The organism is Argonema galeatum A003/A1 (assembly GCF_023333595.1).
Taxonomy (GTDB): Bacteria; Cyanobacteriota; Cyanobacteriia; order Cyanobacteriales; family Aerosakkonemataceae; genus Argonema; species Argonema galeatum.
The window spans coordinates 18414-36333 of record NZ_JAIQZM010000050.1 but is presented as its reverse complement, the minus strand read 5'-3'; the positions used below and the strand labels follow the sequence as shown (position 1 = coordinate 36333).

Genomic DNA, 17920 nt, shown 5'->3' with positions numbered 1-17920 from the left:
GCGATGCCGCGCTCTTATCCCAGTTGTAATAAGAGCGCGGCATCGCAACTACGTACCTAATACCAGCCTCAACTATATAACTAGCAACTTGCGTTACTTAACTTAATTGGTTATTCGATCGTTTTGTCTCTAGCGACTGTTTTAAGGTAGACTAAAACATCACACTACACTGCGTAGACCCCGCCTACTTAAAGTTTGTGACCGTCATGGCTTTATCCACCAACCTTTCGGTAAATAAAAAGTTAAAAAGCAAAGCTCAAAACTTCTTTCTTTTGCCTTTTGCCTTTTTACTTGTTCCTGCCTCGACAGTGGCGCAAATTGTACCAGATAGCAGCCTTCCAGTCAACTCCATCGTGAGTCCCGAAGGCAATACCAACGTCATCACAGGTGGAACTAGCGCCGGTGGCAATTTGTTCCACAGCTTTAGGGAGTTTTCCATACCCACCAACGGTACGGCCTTTTTCAACAACGGGCTGGATATCCAAAATATCATCACCAGGGTGACGGGTGGTTCAATTTCCAGAATAGATGGTTTGCTGCGAGCTAATGGGATCGCCAATTTCTTTTTGCTCAATCCCAATGGGATTATTTTTGGCCCCAATGCGCGTCTGGATATTAATGGCTCGTTTCTGGCGAGTACGGCGCGTAGCCTGAAGTTTGCCGACGGCAGCGTACTAGGTACCACTGCCGCACAAACGCCACCGCTGCTGACGGTGAGCGTGCCTGTTGGCTTGCAATTTGGTCAGACGACGGGCAGTATTGTCGTAGAAGGGAAAGGTCAGTCGGGATCGGGCCGGGTAAACAGCTTTGAAAGCGAGTTGAATCCCTTACAAGTTAAACCGGGGAATACCTTGACGCTTGTGGGGGGAGAGGTAAGGTTGGATGGAGGGATTTTGCAGGCACCAGGGGGTAGAGTTGAGTTGGGTGCGATCGCGCAAGGAACAGTCGAAATAAATCCCGATCGCACTTTGCGTTTCCCCCCCGAAGCGGAACGCGCCGATGTCTTCCTCACCAATGCAGCCGCAATTAACGTTATCGGCTCAGGCGACAGCAGTATTGCCATAAACGCTCGAAACTTGGATATTTCGGCAAAAACCCTCCTTACCAACGGGATAGAGTCAAATTTAGGCAATCTTGCGACCAAAGCGGGAGATATTACCCTGAATGCGACAGGATCGATTGCCATAAAGTCGAGCAGGATTGAAAATAACGTTAATTTTGGTACCGCTACTGATGGCGGCGACATCAACATATTCGCTCGTTCCCTTTCCCTTGACAATTTTGCAGAAGTAGACTCTGGCAACTTTGGACAAGGGAATGCCGGAAACATATTTGTGCGGGTTGATGACTTTGTTTCCCTCGCCAATGAAAGCTCGATCGCGAGTAATGCTGCCAATGGTCAAGAAAAATCAGGGGGGATTGCCGGATTCGTTTCTATAAAAGCCGGTAACTCGATCGCAATTGATAATAGCTCGATCGCGGCGAAAAACTTTGGAGGGATGGATACCTCCGGTAAAGCAGGCGCTATTGACATAAATGCACCATCAATCTCCTTATCAAATAACGCTCAACTGAATACCAGTACTTTAGGCCCTGGCGCTGGTGGCGACATTAACATTGAGGGAAATTCCCTTTCAGTAACAGGCGGATCTCAAGTAGAAGCCACAACTTCTGGAGCCGGAAACGCAGGAAATATCACTGTGAATGCGATCGATAGCATTCACAGTGATGGCGCTAGCATAAAAAGCAGTAGCCTTGGTACGGGTAATGCTGGGTTCATATCTATTGATGCTGGCGATACGATCGCTATTGCAAATAACAGTACCATCTCCAGCGATGCCTATAGGTTCAACAACGACACCGATACCGATCCCAAAAACAATGGTTCTGTTTTTGGCGGCACAGCAGGATATATTTTTGTATCAGCTAAAAACATCGCGATCGACAAAAGCAAGCTCACAGCAGATACTTTTTCAGGGTTGGGTACTTCTGAAACCCCGAAAAATCAACCAGGCGCTATCAATATGTTCGCTGATTCGATCTCGCTATCAGATGAAACCCAACTGAGTACGAATACTTTTGGGAATGGCGCTGGTGGTGACATTAGGATCAATTCACGATCTCTTTCCCTCACAGGTGGATCTCGACTGGAAGCCACAACTTCGGGAGCCGGAAACGCAGGCGATATCACCGTAAATGCCGAAAATAGCGTCACAATTTCTGGAACCAGTCCATTCCAAATAATTGAAGAAATCTTTGAAGATCTTACCGTTAAAAATCCTCTAGGCGGAAAATCTAGCGGATTGTTTACCGATACAAACAACGCAGACAGCGGTGAAGGCGGTGATATTGAGGTAAAAACTGGCAACTTAACAATATCCGATGGAGGAGTTTTGAGTGCCCGTTCTAAAAGTAGTGCCAACGGAGGCAATATTAATATTGTTGCTAACTCCGCAGCAATAACGGGTGGAGGACAAATCCTCACAACAACCTACCGCACTGGCAAAGCAGGTAGCATCACCATCAGCGCCAATGACAGCGTTACTATTTCTGGCATAGACCCAAATTACGACAATCGATTGGCAATAGTGAAAAATCTATTTAAAAATCTATTTCAGGATGAAGAAGCCGCCAGCAGATTTGATACCAACAGCGCCGCCAGCAGCTTAGAAGCCAGTACCAAGGGAGCCGGAACAGCTGGAAACGCGATAATTGAGGCAGGTAATACAGTCACGATCGCAGATAATGCCTCCATCTCCAGTTCTACTTCTAAGCAAGGAGAAGCTGGAAGCGTATCCGTAAAAGGTGGTGACACAGTATCGATCGCAAATAGCTCTATTTACACAGGCTCCGAACCAGAACTCGTAACAAAAGGAAACGGCAGCGGTAATGGCGGCGAAATTAACATCGAAGGCCGATCGGTTATATTAAGCGATAACACTCGGCTCGTAAGCAGCACTTTTGGAGCCGGAAACGCTGGAAATGTAGAGATTAAAGCTGAATCTTTTGCCTTGACCGATGGTTCTACATTGGATGCAGGCACTTTTGCAAATGGAAATGCTGGCAGTATAAATATTGACGTTGATGGCTCCGTAGAAATAGCAGGCGAAAACACTAGAATCTTCAGCGATGCACAAAAAGCTGACGGCAACGGCGGCACAATTAATATTAAGGCCCGATCGCTCTCCTTAACCGACGGTGCTGCCCTGGAAACCAGCACCGCTGGAGCGGGAAAAGCTGGAAACATCATAATTGAAGTTCCCAACGGCGACGTTTTCTCTCTTCAAAATGCCGAAATCACAAGCAACAGCTCTGGAACAGGCGCAGCAGGAGACATCCAAATTACTGCTCGCAACCTCCAGCTCGGTAACCGATCCTCGATCGCAGCCGAAACCGAACTATCCGGTAGAGGCGGTAATATTATCCTACAGGTGGAAGAATTATTGCTCCTGCGTCGGGACAGCAACATCACCACATCCGCAGCCACCGGAGAAGGCCCTGGAGATGGCGGCAATATCACAATTAACGCAAACAATCTCGTCGGCTTGGCAAATGGCGATATCTTTGCCAACGCCAACAAAGGCAGAGGCGGTTACATCCAAATCAATGCTACAGGAGTCTTTGGGATAGAGCCGCGAGAAAGGCAAAACGACACCACCAGCGACATCACCGCCAGATCCGAATTAAGCCCCTCCCTGAACGGGGAAGTAACCATCAATACCCCTGATGTCGATCCCAGCCAGGGATTGGTAGAGCTGTCAGTACAAACTGTCGATACCGAAAATCAAGTCGCCAAAAGCTGTCCGCGCCGCAACAGCAACCAATTTACCGTCACCGGACGCGGAGGGCTGCCCCCAAGTCCCAACAATTACCTCAACAGTGAAGGCGTTTGGATAGATTTGCGAACATCCCAGCCAGCCCAAGAGAATTCCCCACCGCCTACTCGCAATTCGGAGTTTAGTAGGCCCGATCGCATCTTAGAAGCCCAAGGATGGGTGAGGACTGCCGACGGCAAAATAATACTCACCGCCCAAACGCCATCCGTCACGCCGAGCAGTCCGGCATTGACAACACCGGGCTGTAACTAATTTTAACTTTGAGGTTTCAATAAACAATATTTAAATTAAAATTTAAACCTCAAAAAAATTAACCTTACCCCAAAAATGCTAAAAATATGTTTATAAATCGCCGTTTTGCTTTTCTGTCGATCGCTTTATTTATATTGGCTTTTTCTGCAACCATTAGCCTACCAGCTATTTCCACTGAAAATAACAACAGGTTTAACGATCGAGCCAAACAATCTCAGATTTTGGTTAAACCAGTCACCGAATTCAACACTCAGCACTCAGCACTCAGCACTCAGCACTCAGCACTCAGCACTCAAGAAGATTTACTGCAACAAGGAAAAACATTTTACGAAGCAGGACAATTTAGTAATGCGGCAAAAGTTTGGCAGGAAGCGGCATCAAAGTTTGCAGATAAAAAAGATACACTCAACCAGGCAAGAGCATCTACAATGCTGTCGTTAGCTCTTCAGCAACTCGGACAGTGGAACGAAGCAAGAGAAGCAATATCAAAAAGTTTAAACATCTTAAATTCCCAAAACTCAAATTCCGATCGCACAACGATTTTGGCTCAAGCATTAAACGCCAAAGGTAATTTGGAATTGGCGCAGGGAAATGCCGAAGAAGCTTTATCCATTTGGCAACAAGCTGCTGCCGCTTATGGCTCTTCAGGCGATCGGGCCGGAGTTATTGGTAGCCACATTAACCAAGCCCAAGCAATGCAAGCCTTGGGACTTTATCGTCGCGCCTCCACCAAATTAGAGCAGATAGAACAAACCCTTCAAAAAGAACAAGACTCTCCGATTAAAGCAATCGGATTACGCAGCCTCGGTAACACCCTCAGACAAATTGGTAAATTAGATCGTTCCCGTCAAGTATTGCAGCAAAGTTTGGAGATAGCAAAACGATCGCAATCCACCTCAGATATAGGAGAAACCCTCCTGAGCTTGGGCAACACATCCCGCAACTTACAGGATGCAGCTGCGGCGATAAAATATTATCAAGAAGCCGAAGAAGTATCCAACAACGACCTGACGCGAATCCAATCTCAACTCAATCAACTCAGCCTTTTACTAGAACAAAAACATCTGGCTTTATCCAAAACCTTGCTCGATCGAATCAAGCCGCAAATTACTAACTTACCGCCCAGTCGTGCCGGTATATATGCCAGAATTAACCTAGCTCAAAGCCTGAAAAAATTATCAGAAATAAACGATAACTTATCAGTTGCCGATCGAGAACAACTGACACTAGACATCGCACAGTTATTAGCAACAGCAGCGCAACAGGGAGAAAGCCTCCAAGACCCACGCGCCAAAAGCTATGCCCTGGGCAATCTGGGTAACTTATATCAAGAAAACCAACAACTGTCCAACGGCCAAAAATTGACCGAGCAAGCCTTACTGCTCGCCCAAGCAATTAACGCCGGGGACATCGCCTACCAGTGGCAATGGCAGTTGGGAAGACTGTACAAAAAGCAGGGAAAGATCGAAGATGCGATCGCCGCCTACACCGAAGCAGTCAACACCTTACAATCATTGCGTAGCGATTTAGTTGCGATCGATCGAGACCTGCAATTCTCCTTTCGCGATAGCGTCGAACCCGTCTACCGAGAATTGGTCGGACTCCTCCTACAAGCCGCACCCGAACAGGAAACCGAAGAAACAAGATCGCCAAATACCAACTCTCCCTTACCAATCCAAAATCCAAAATCCTCTCTTGCGAAGGTGGGCATCGTGACGGGAACCGCCAAGACGCCCACTTCGCGCAAAACCCAAAATCGAATCGCTCAAGCCCGCAACGTCTTAGAATCTCTACAACTGGCAGAATTAGACAACTTCTTTCAAGAATCTTGTTTAGATGCCAAACCAGTCCAGATAGATGGAGTTGACCCCACAGCAGCAGTCATCTATCCAATCATCTTGCCAGACAGATTAGAAGTAATTCTCAGCATACCCCAACAACCCCTCCGCCACTACGCCACCCCCATACCCGGCGATCGAGTTGAAGTTAGCATAGACCAATTGCGTCAATCCCTCAGCCCCGTCGGCTCCACCCAAAAGCGTTTGAGCCTTTCCCAACAATTCTATGATTGGCTGATTCGTCCCGCTGAGGCAGACCTAGCCAGAAACAAAATACAAACTCTCGTATTTGTGCCAGATGGTTTAATGCGGAATCTGCCAATGGCTATCCTCAATAATGGTACTCAGTTCTTGCTAGAAAAGTACCGGATTGCCGTGACTCCTGGGTTGCAACTTCTAGCGCCCAAAGTTTTGACACAGAAGTCTTTCAGGGTATTAACTGGCGGACTCACCGAAGCTCGTCAAAACTTTTCGGCACTGCCTGCTGTAAAAACTGAATTGAACCAAATCAGTGCCGAAGTAAGAAGTACTTTACTCCTAGATGGACAGTTCACTAGCGCCAGTCTCAAAAAAGAGATTAAGGATGCTGCTTTCCCGGTGGTTCACCTGGCAACTCACGGCCAGTTTAGTTCCAATGCGGAGGATACGTTTATTCTCACCTGGGATAACAAAATCAACGTCAAACAGTTCGATGAATTACTGGAAGTCAGAGTTAATGGCCAACGGAAGCCGATCGAATTGCTAGTTCTCAGCGCCTGTCAGACTGCCACAGGAGACAAGCGAGCTGCCCTGGGACTGGCGGGAATGGCAGTACGGTCTGGTGCAAGGAGTACGATCGCTTCCCTGTGGTCGGTCAACGACGAAGCCACTTCCGAGTTGATGACTTTATTTTACCGAGAGCTAGCTCAACCTGGGGTTAGTAAAGCGGAATCTCTCCGCCGCGCCCAGCTGAATCTGCTCAACAATCCCACCTACAAGCATCCGTTTTACTGGGCGGCATTTGTGCTGGTAGGAAATTGGCTTTGAAGAATTTCAGTTTTAAGATCTAAAATTCTTTTGGACAGTGAAGTTTTATGACTTGGATTAATTTGCGCCTAGCCGTTGCCACCCTGACAGTAACCCTGGGTTTAGAAACCGCGATCGTTCCTAGCTTGCCAGCACAGTCCGATCGGCCCACCATAACTGAAACATCCCCCCGTGCCTGGGAAGTAAGTCAGACATACATACCTCCCAATCGACAGGCACCCCGTACAACTGCGGGAGGCGCAACGCGGGGCAACTGCTTGGAAAACGCAGGACTTTTAAGATCTTTGATGCCTGCAAATAACTTGGGGCTGACGATCGCAGAGTATCCCACATTATATTGGGACATCCCTTCATCTAAAGCAGAGGCATTGGAATTCGAGCTGCGGGATGCCAACGAAAATAAGCTAGTCAAAAAAACTTGGCCCATTCCCAATACCCCCGGTGTGATTGGGTTGACCCTCCCCAAGAGCGAATTACCCCCTCTAGCGGTGGGCAAGATGTACCACTGGTACTTGACAATGGTTTGCCCATCTGAAGATTCTGGAGACAAAAGTGGGAATATTATTGTAGATGGATGGATCGAGCGAACCCAAGCCAGCCCAACTCTAGTGAAGCAACTGGAGAAGGCCGCACCAAGCGATCGCTCAGCCCTATATGCAGCAGCGGGCATTTGGCAGGACTCTCTGACAACCTTAGCCGAGCTGCGCCGTGCCAATCCCGATGACTCGGCCCTAGCAGATCGGTGGGAAAAGCTACTGAAGTCAGCCGATTTAGATCCAATAGTTGAAAAGCCCCTGGTTGACTGCTGCACGGCCAACAGGTAATTAATTACCTTTTTCCCAATTATCAAAGCAAGTTTTATGTGGTCAAAGCTAAGACAGCAAATTTGGGAATGGCGCGGGGTATTAATTACAGCTCCTACCGTAGCTGGATTAACGATCGCTTTGCGCTTTGCAGGATTGTTCCAGGTAGCGGAATGGTCAGCTTACGACCAGTTGTTTCGCCTACCTCCCCAGGAAATGGCCGACGAACGCATTGTTATTGTCGGAATTAGCGAGACAGACCTGCAAACATTAAAGCAGTGGCCGATTCACGATGATGTCTTGACTAACTTACTAAATAAAATCAAAGAACAGCAGCCTGTAGCAATTGGTTTGGATATCTATCGCGATTTGCCTGTAGAACCCGGACATCAGCAATTGGTAGATCTGTATAAGAGTACACCTAACTTGATTGCCATCAAGAAAATGGTTGGAGGTGCGGGTGGCCCTGCGGTGCAGCCACCACCAGAACTAGAAGCGCCGGGTCAAGTAAGCGCCAACGACATACCATTGGATACAGATAGCAAGATTCGTCGGCATTTTCTGTATATCTCACAAGGTGATGAAACAATAGAAAGTCTGGGACTGAGACTGGCTTATATTTATCTACAAACAAAAGGCATTACACCTAAAGCCGCTGCTGTCAATCAAGATTATTTGCAATTGGGTAAAGCCGTGTTTGTTCCTTTTGAGGCCAATGATGGCGGCTATGTACGCACTGATGCCAGAGGCTACCAGTTGTTGTTGAACTTTCGCGGGCCAGCGGGAACCTTTAAGATCGTGTCGATAATGGATGTATTGGAGAATCGCATACCGTCAGACTTGATGCGCGATCGGATCGTCTTGATCGGTTCAACGGCAGAGAGTCTTAACGATCTGTTATACACTCCTTACAGTAGCAGTCTGCTCGGCATACCCAAACGCACTTCTGGCGTAGAAGTCCATGCCAATTTAACCAGTACGATCTTGAGTGCAGCACTAGACGATCGACCCTTAATCAAAACTTGGCCTGAGTGGTTGGAGTGGTTGTGGATTTTAAGCGGTTCCACCGTCGGCGCTATTTTTAGTTGGCAAGGGCGATACAAAAAAGGTGTTGCCAAGTTCTCGCCCCGGAGAACAGCTGGTATGTTTTCAGTTGTGGGAGGTATCTTTGTAGTCGGCTACCTCGCATTTCTAAAAGGTTGGTGGATTCCTGTGGTTCCACCAGTATTAGCAATGGCCGGATCTGCGATCGTCATCACCAGTTACATAGCCCGTACAGCAGGAGAAATTCGTCAAACCTTTAGTCGGTATCTCACCGATGAAGTAGTAGCCAGTCTGCTGGAATCACCCGAAGGATTGAGGTTGGGCGGAGAGAGGCGTAAGATAACTATCCTGATGTCAGATTTAAGAGGCTTTTCAGCCGTATCAGAACGATTGCCACCAGAAACAGTAGTTTCCATGTTAAATATCTATCTGGGGGCAATGGCCGATGAAATCGTGAAATACCAGGGAACCATTGACGAATTTATCGGCGATGCGATTTTAGTTCTCTTTGGTGCCCCAACTAAAAGAGAAGATGATGCCGAAAGGGCAGTAGCTTGTGCCATAGCCATGCAGCTAGCAATGGACGAAGTTAACCAAAAAAACGAACGTTTGGGCTTACCCAAAATAGAAATGGGCATTGGTATCAACACAGGCGAAGTAGTGGTAGGAAATATTGGCTCGGACAAACGCGCAAAATATGGTGTAGTTGGCAGTCACGTCAACCTAACAGCCCGCATCGAGTCCTATACGCTGGGTGGCGAAATCATGATTTCCGAAGCTACCCTCAAAGATGTAGGCGACATCCTACAAATAGATGGGGATTTCCCGGCACAACCAAAAGGCTTTAACGAGCCTATCACCATCCATGAACTAGGGGGAATTGGTGGCAAGTACAACCTCAGATTGCCCAAACAAGAAGATTTACTTGTTAAACTAAAAGAGGAATTACCAGTAGAGTACGGCGTTCTGAAAGGTAAACATCTTGATGGCAATACGTGCAAGGGAAGCTTAGTCAAGCTGTCAATAAAGGGTGCAGAACTACGTTCAGATAATATGCTCAAGCCACGAGAAGATAATATCAAAATAAACTTATTAATGGGAACCGACGAAACACCAGTTAGCGGAGATATCTATGGGAAAGTTTTGAGAAAAATAAAAGAAGGGGATGGCAATTATTACATCGTGTTTACCAACATTGCACCGGAGGTGGCCGGATTGCTTAACCAAATTTATCACGAAAATGTCTCAGCTTACTAAAAAAGCAATTAAAGTTTTAAGCCTCAATCATTATATAATGGGGCACTCTACTTATCAAAACATATTAGAGAAAAGTTTTCGGGATCGTATTCCAGAAGTTGAATTCCATTCATTGCATTTAACTGATTACTTCAAGGGAGATTTTCTGGGTAGATTGGTATACTGGCTGCTCAGCAAACAGCTACCAGGGTCTGATAAAATTGATTATGACTTTCACAGATTTCGTACTGAGTTAGCTAACTCATTCTTCGCACGTCGCTGTTTAGAACGCGCTTTAAAAAATTATCAGCCTGATGTTCTTCACGTTCATACTCAAGGAATTGCCTACCTTGCTGCCCCCCTATTTAAACAGATTCCCTCAGTAGTTTCACTTGACTATACCGCAGCTTTATTGGTAAAAGAGCATCCTTATCCAGCTAGCATTACATATAAACCGATCGTAGAAGTGGAGCGTAAATGTTTTGGAGCAGCTGCACATATTATCACCTGGTCAGACCGATCGCGACGCTCTGTAATTGATGATTACGGTATTTCACCGACAAAGGTTACTAATATTCACCCTGGTGTGCCTTTAGAGCTTTTCGCTGGCATAATCCCAAGAGATCCCCAGAGTAAGCCTCGCCTGCTATTTGTCGGCAATGACTTTGTACGCAAAGGCGGGGAGGATCTGCTAGCAGTCTTTTTGGACAATCTCAGCGATATCTGCGAGCTTGACATTGTTACTAATGCCGCTGTAAACTTACGTAGAATACATAATGTGAGAATCCATCGAGGTGTGCGTGCATTTTCTCCAGAAATTCTCAAACTCTATGCAGCAGCAGATATATTTGTAATGCCTACTCACGAGGAAGTTTATGGAATAGTATTCACAGAAGCGATGGCAGCGGGTTTGCCCTGTATTGGCACTACAGTTATGACTGTTCCAGAATTAGTGCAAAATGGGGTGAATGGGTTTACAGTGAAAGCAGGCGATCGGGCAGCTTTGCGAGAAGCGCTCCTTAAGTTGATTAACGATCGTGACTTAAGATTATCAATGGGTCAAGCTGGCAGAGAAATTGCCAAAAAACAATTTGATGCTGTCTCAAACTGTAAACAAATTGCAGTAATCTTTTCAAACATCTTATGCTGACAAATTCTGCTGAAGTTCGCTTAAGTGTGGCTTTGGTGACGCGAAATCGACCAGAGAGTTTGGAGCGTTGTTTGAAGAGTTTGCGATCGCAAAGCGTTCAACCTTTTGAAGTAGTCATATCCGATGATTCCGATCCAGAAATAGCACCCAAAATAGAAGCCTTGGCAAAGTATTGGGACTGCCGCTATATAAATGGCCCCCGGCGCGGCCTCTACGCCAATCGAAATCATACTGCCATAGCTTGCAAAGGCACGCATATTCGCACGATGGATGACGATCACGAACTTCCCGACGGACATATGGAGCAGTGCATGAAAGCTGTTTGGTCCGATCGCAAATCCATCTGGACAACTGGAGAAATAGGCTTTATCAATGGTGAGTATTGTGGAACTTCTCAAACAGCAACCCAATTATATCCATCTGGAGTGGCTGGTTCAGTGACAGATGTTGATGATAACTGGGCGATCTCCGATGGCTCCACAATTTATCCCAAAGAAATTTTTGACCGTGGTCACAGAATGGTGGAATGGTTTCCGTTCGGATCTAGCTACTTAGAGTTTGGAGCCTATCTGTACTACCACGCTTTTCGCAGTCGTTGCATACCAGGTGCATTCGTTAAACATTATGCTGATGAAATTACTCTAAAACGACAAGATAATATTAGTGTAATTAAAAGTCAACTTTATGCCAGCCTTTGTTTCAATCTTTACTTTAAGCCTAATCCTGCACTTGCAGCCCGGTATAGTTTTTCAGCTATACGCTATTCCCAGTATAATCAAAAATTGATATGGGATTTGCCTAAGCTTATAGCAAAAGCTAAAAAACGCTGGCGAGCGACGTTATGAGTGTAAAGTTATAAAATAAAAAAAAATGCTATTTCGTTGAGCAGGAGAAGGATGATATGAATATTGGTTCGATAGTTACATCTCTGCCACCCTTTTTGAGACGTCATAAGCTAATTCAGCTTCTACTTATTATTTGGCCTAACTCGCGTGTCCAGTTAATTCATTTTAATGATTCTGCCAGAATATTTGCAGATCTTGGCGAACCGTGGCCTCGACAAACTCTGATTACAGGGATTTGCGAACCAGAATTTTTTACGATCGCTGCAAAATTTTTATCCAAAGGCGGCATTTTCTTCGATGTTGGTGCAAACACTGGGGCTTTAAGTTTTGGCCTAATGGCAGATTTTGGATATCCAAATGTAGAATATCATCTTTTTGAAGCAAATAGTAAAATTTCCCAACTACTCATTCAGTCAAGAAGATTATATCCAGAAGAAAAGATTTGGATTAATAATTTTTGCGTGACAGCTAAGTCGGGATTTTCAAAGCTAAATGTCGATCTCAATAATAGCCCAGTATCTTTTATTTCACCCACAGGTAATACTCTTGTTGAAAACTTAATCTTAGATGAGTATATTTCTGAGAGAAATATTACAAAAATTAATTTTTTAAAAATGGATATAGAGGGTCATGAGCCTTTTGCTATTAACGGGTTAATGAATAGTCTAAAAAAAGGTATAGTAGAAGCTATTTATATAGAATTATCATCAAAAAGTCTTTTTCATTCTGGCTTTTGTGCAAAGGATGTTTTTAATTTATTAAAAGAAGGAGGGTTTCACCTGTTTTTCGTTAAGCGTGCTGATTTTGAATCTGGCATTGCCTCTAAAAGTAGAATTTTCACATTGAATGTATACGGTTCTCCACTTACTGTCGCTGAGGTTGAAATAGAAAATTTTCCTAATGAGTACCAGACAGACATTCTAGCAATTCACGAAAAAGCCCATTTAGATGTTTAAAATATATCCAGATAAAATATGAATAATTTTTTTAAGGATGAGTCGTTAAGATATAATCAATTTTCTACTATACTCCTAAGTTCTGACTCCTGATTCCTCAAAACAGTTGTCTGCTGTCTCGTCTTAGTTTAGTATACTCATTTTTAAGTTGTTTATAAAAAAGATATGTCATTAAAACGAAGGGTAATAGATATTTTTATCTGGTTATTAAGTCGGATGGTGAATCAGCAAAATAATAAACCAGAAAAACCTAATTCAATCTTGGTTTTGCGAAATAATGACCTTGGCGATCTTTTAGTAATCACACCACTTTTTGAGGCATTAAGACGGTGTTTTCCTGATGCTTATATTGTGGCTGGTGTCGGTCAGTGGAATGTCGAAATTCTCAAGTTAAATCCTTATATTTCAGAAATATTGCCAATTAACGCCCCCTGGCATAACAAGTTTATTCCTAATCAAAGCTTATCGAATGCGCTCAACTACATAACTTTTTCTTCGGAGAGTGAAGAATTAGCCAACCGCCGCTTTGATATAGGAATTGATGTTTTAGGCAGCTATTTTGGTTCCCTGTTAATGATGCGGGCGGGCATCCCCTATCGCTTGGGCGTTCGGGGATATGCAGGTGGACATACGGCAGTGCAACAGTACGTTGAGTATAACGAGTACGAACAGGTTGGTCGTTCATCTCTCCGGTTTGCCGATCTTTTAGGGGCCACTGAATTCCCCGAATGCAGACCGCAGATATTCTTGAGTCCAAGTGAGCGCGAGGCGGGTGAGCATCGGTGGGCACAGAAAGGTGAGGGAGCAAATCAACAAAAGCGCATTGTTATCGGGCCAGGAGGAGGTTTTGTTGAGAAGTGCTGGCCATTGGAAAATTACGCAGATCTAGTTAAAATGCTGACTGCGATCGGCAATCTGGAGGTTATTATTGTTGGAGGCAAGCAAGATCGCGAGGCCGGAAGACAATTAGCGGCAATTTCCAGCTTAGTGCAAAATTTGGCGGGAGATTTGACAATAAGAGAAACTTTCGCGCTGGTAGCTGCTGCTGATTTGGCAATCTGTAACTCTAGTATGTTAATGCACGCCGCTGCTGCCTTCTCTATACCTACGGTTGTTTTACTTGGAGACTGTTTTACTTCAGCTAAACTACATACTGCTCAGTGGGGTTATGAGGGGATATGTCATATATTTGGTAAGGAGGGAGAGCGACAGGAAATTTATACGCCGACCGAGGTGATGTCAATTGTTTGTAAGTTGTTAGAAATTTAATCTGCACACAGGTACACCGGAGATTATGAGCATTATTATTGTGACAGGTTCTGCTGGACTAATAGGTTCCGAATCAGTACGTTTCTTTTGCGAGAAAGGTTATAGAGTTGTGGGCATAGACAACAATATGAGAGAGACTTTTTTCGGCAAAGCTGCTTCCACAGAATGGAACCGCGATCGCTTATTAGAAGATTATGGAGAAAAGTATATCCATCATGCAATTGATATTCGTGATCGGGAAGCTATAGCTCACGTATTTAACACCTACGGTAAAGATATTAGCCTGATTATTCATACTGCTGCTCAACCTTCCCACGACTGGGCCGCTAGCGATCCTCACACCGACTTTACAGTCAACGCTAATGGCACTCTGGTATTATTAGAAAATACTCGCCTAATTTGCCCGGAGGCTGTATTTATTTTTTGCTCAACCAACAAAGTTTATGGAGATACCCCAAATTATTTACCATTGAATGAACAAGAATTGAGATGGGAGATTGATGAAACCCACCCTTATAACAAGGGTATTGACGAAAAAATGAGTATAGACCAAACCAAACACTCTTTGTTTGGGGTTTCTAAAGTCGCCGCTGATATATTGGTTCAGGAGTATGGTCGTTATTTTGGTATGAGAACCGCTAGTTTTCGGGGCGGTTGCTTAACTGGGCCAAGTCACTCCGGGGCTGAATTACACGGGTTTCTTTCTTATTTAATGAAATGTACAATGACTGGAACACCTTACAATGTTTACGGTTATAAAGGGAAACAAGTTCGGGATAATATTCACAGCTACGATCTAGTCAACGCCTTCTACCATTTTTACCAAAATCCCCGTGTAGCAGAAGTTTACAACATCGGTGGCGGCAGGTTTAGTAACTGTTCTATGTTAGAAGCAATTCAAGAGTGTGAAGCAATTGCGGACAAAAAGCTTAAGTGGGAATATCAAGAATCAAATCGAATAGGAGATCACATCTGGTGGATAAGTAATATCGAAAAATTCAAAAGTCACTATCCAGAGTGGAATCTAACTTATGGAATCACAGATATTTTGAAAGAGATTTTTACCCACAATGTCGGTCGATGGGTTTAGAATTAGATAAAGTAACTGACGTTTCAATTGGCATTACTTGTTGTTTTTGAACTTGAAAGCAATGTTATCAAAGCTATTTCGGAATCGGGTATTCAAATTTATTATCGGTGGAGGCGTAGCAGCAGCATTTAACTTGTTGCTCATATTTGCTCTAATCGAGCTCCGGGGATTTGATACTCCTGTTTTACGAAATGTAGCGAATATAGTGTCAATTGAACTATCATTGGTGTTAAGTTTTTTCATCTACCGAATTTGGGTTTGGCCTGGTGGTGATTGGACAGTTGAAAAAGTTTTATTACGGCAGCTACCCCTATACCATATATCAGCCGGAGCAGCAATCATAGCTCGAATTTTTATTCTATTTCCTATCCTAGATAAGCTGGGGGTAAATTATGCAATTAATACTATTGTGGGGGTACTGGTAAGCGCAAGTCTCAATTATTTGATTACCGATAAACTGGTGTTTAATACGCAGGTTAAAAACAAAAAATACCAGAGTAATCCAGAAACATCGCCTGGACTTTATTACCCAGAGGGATTAGGGCCTGGTTTGGAAAATACTTCTGGTTTGCCAAGACAATATGCGGGAGAGATAGGACGAGCGCAATTAACAAATGATGGAAAATTAGATATTCTCTCTGTAGTAATTCCCGCACACAACGAAGAAGGTTGTATCGTACAGACCCTTGAGTCTATTTGTCAGTTGCTAGCAGAAAAAAGTATTCCTTACGAAATCCTGGTAGTCAATGATAATAGTAGCGATCGCACCGAAGAACTATTACAAAAAATAAATTATGAAAACAGTAAAGTGCGTTATATTAACAACTATTATCCCAATGGCTTTGGCTTTGCCGTGCGCTGCGGCTTAGAAAATTTTCAAGGAGAGGTCGTGGCAATTGTTATGGCAGATAGTTCTGACGATCCAGAAGATCTAGTGGATTACTATTACAAGCTGCAAGAAGGCTATGATTGCGTGTTTGGTTCCCGGTTTATTAAAGGTGGAAAAGTAATTGACTACCCAATTCATAAGTTAGTAGTGAATCGCCTAGCAAACCTATTTATTCAGGTATTATTTGGTTTAAAATATAACGATACAACCAATGCTTTTAAAATATACCGTCGAGAAGTGATAGAGGGTGTGAATCCTATTTTATCTCATCACTTCAATTTAACGGTTGAAATACCTTTAAAAGCAATAATTAGGGGTTATTCTTATACAACAGTTCCAATTATATGGCGCAATCGAAAAAAGGGAATTTCTAAGTTGAAGATTAAAGAAATGGGGAGCCGTTACTTGTTCATCGTCCTCTATATCTTTTTGGAAAAAATGCTTTCTAGAGGAGACTATGTAAGGAAGTATTCTCAGCCACCAGTCAGGAGTCAAATGCGATGAGTAGAAAAGTTTTAATTACAGGAGGAGCGGGTTTTGTAGGAAGCTCTTTGGGACTGGGGTTAGCCGAACGCTATCCTGACTGGAAAATTACTGCTTTAGATAACTTAAAGCGCCGGGGATCAGAGTTAAATTTGCCAAGATTGAAGCAGGCAGGAATTGAATTTATTCATGGTGATGTACGGAATAAAGAAGACCTCGATCCGTTAGCACTGCAACCAGATTTAATCATAGAATGTTCTGCCGAACCATCAGTTTTAGCTGGATATACCTCTCCTGGTTATGTACTGCAAACAAATTTGGTAGGAACTATTAACTGTCTAGAATTAGCTCGACAGACTCAGGCCAATTTTATCTTTCTGTCCACAAGTCGGGTCTATCCGATCGCTCATCTCAACGCTTTGAAATTTAGCGAAACTGAAACGCGCTTTCAACTTTTGGATGAGCAGTCTTTGCCCGGTGTGTCACGTCAGGGGATTGCAGAGGAATTTCCGCTAGATGGAGCGCGATCGCTTTATGGCGCGACTAAGTTGGCATCAGAATTACTTATCGCTGAATATGCCGATGCTTATGGTATAATTACATTGATTAATCGCTGTGGCGTGCTGACTGGCCCTTGGCAAATGGGTAAGGTGGATCAAGGTGTATTTGCTTTATGGATGGCTGCTCATTACTTTCAGCGATCGCTCAAATATATCGGTTATGGAGCAACAGGCAAACAAGTAAGAGATTTCCTACATATTGCAGATTTGTTAGAATTGATCGATATCCAAATTGATAGGCTAGAAGAATTGAAAGGAAAAACTTTTAATGTAGGTGGCGGTTGCGAAAATACACTTTCCCTGTATGAAACAACTCAGCTTTGCCAAAAGATTACCGGACATCAGATTACAATTACTCCAGTAGCGGAAACTCGATCGGGCGATGTGCCAATTTTTATTACGGATGCTGGTAAAATTAGACAAACTCTTGAATGGGCACCAAAAAGAAATGCTGAGACTACCTTGACTGATATTTATGAATGGATTCATAAATATAAGGATGTAGTTAGTAATATCTTTTTGTAGGCTTATAAAATTTAGTAGATAAATTATAAATAAAAATGGAGGATATTTATTAATACTAAAAAATTACCAAATATTGAAGTGTGGAAAGCCAAGATTAAAATGCCTAACCAGAAGTTAT

At 43.9% G+C, this 17920-nt stretch carries 11 protein-coding genes; all 11 read left to right on the top strand.

Features of this window, described 5'->3' with window-relative positions; genetic code table 11:
* Positions 1 to 206: 206 nt before the first annotated feature.
* The 11 genes from LAY41_RS29520 to LAY41_RS29470 all read left to right on the top strand — a co-directional run bounded on the left by LAY41_RS29520 (position 207) and on the right by LAY41_RS29470 (position 17802).
* The gene (locus LAY41_RS29520; protein WP_249105875.1) at positions 207 to 4088 is read left to right on the top strand and encodes a two-partner secretion domain-containing protein; all 3882 of its coding nucleotides are present in this window, start codon (positions 207 to 209) and stop codon (positions 4086 to 4088) included.
* 86 nt (positions 4089 to 4174) lie between these two features.
* On the top strand, positions 4175 to 6952 hold the full coding sequence (locus tag LAY41_RS29515; RefSeq protein WP_249105872.1) for a CHAT domain-containing protein: 2778 nt from the start codon (positions 4175 to 4177) through the stop codon (positions 6950 to 6952).
* 47 nt (positions 6953 to 6999) lie between these two features.
* Positions 7000 to 7776: a DUF928 domain-containing protein gene (locus tag LAY41_RS29510; RefSeq protein WP_249105870.1), complete on the top strand. Its 777-nt coding sequence runs from the start codon at positions 7000 to 7002 to the stop codon at positions 7774 to 7776.
* A gap of 36 nt (positions 7777 to 7812) precedes the next feature.
* A complete protein-coding gene (locus tag LAY41_RS29505; protein WP_249105867.1) occupies positions 7813 to 10056 on the top strand; it encodes a CHASE2 domain-containing protein in 2244 nt (747 codons plus the stop codon).
* Complete coding sequence (locus LAY41_RS29500) at positions 10040 to 11185, top strand: glycosyltransferase family 4 protein (protein ID WP_249105866.1); 1146 nt, start codon at positions 10040 to 10042, stop codon at positions 11183 to 11185. Before LAY41_RS29505 ends, LAY41_RS29500 begins: the two co-directional genes overlap by 17 nt.
* On the top strand, positions 11179 to 12030 hold the full coding sequence (locus tag LAY41_RS29495) for a glycosyltransferase family 2 protein (RefSeq protein WP_249105863.1): 852 nt from the start codon (positions 11179 to 11181) through the stop codon (positions 12028 to 12030). The genes LAY41_RS29500 and LAY41_RS29495 overlap by 7 nt, the downstream gene beginning before the upstream one ends.
* Positions 12031 to 12086: 56 nt before the next feature.
* Positions 12087 to 12986 (top strand): FkbM family methyltransferase, encoded by a 900-nt coding sequence (locus LAY41_RS29490; protein WP_249105861.1) that lies wholly within the window; start codon positions 12087 to 12089, stop codon positions 12984 to 12986.
* A gap of 165 nt (positions 12987 to 13151) precedes the next feature.
* Complete coding sequence (locus LAY41_RS29485) at positions 13152 to 14255, top strand: glycosyltransferase family 9 protein (protein ID WP_249105859.1); 1104 nt, start codon at positions 13152 to 13154, stop codon at positions 14253 to 14255.
* Between the two features lie 25 nt (positions 14256 to 14280).
* Positions 14281 to 15345, top strand: a complete 1065-nt coding sequence (locus LAY41_RS29480; RefSeq protein ID WP_249105855.1) for an NAD-dependent epimerase/dehydratase family protein — start codon at positions 14281 to 14283, stop codon at positions 15343 to 15345.
* Positions 15346 to 15406: 61 nt separating this feature from the next.
* Positions 15407 to 16738, top strand: a complete 1332-nt coding sequence (locus tag LAY41_RS29475; RefSeq protein WP_249105853.1) for a glycosyltransferase — start codon at positions 15407 to 15409, stop codon at positions 16736 to 16738.
* Entirely contained in the window at positions 16735 to 17802 is a 1068-nt protein-coding gene (locus tag LAY41_RS29470; protein WP_249105851.1) for an NAD-dependent epimerase/dehydratase family protein, read from the top strand. Before LAY41_RS29475 ends, LAY41_RS29470 begins: the two co-directional genes overlap by 4 nt.
* Positions 17803 to 17920 lie beyond the last annotated feature (118 nt).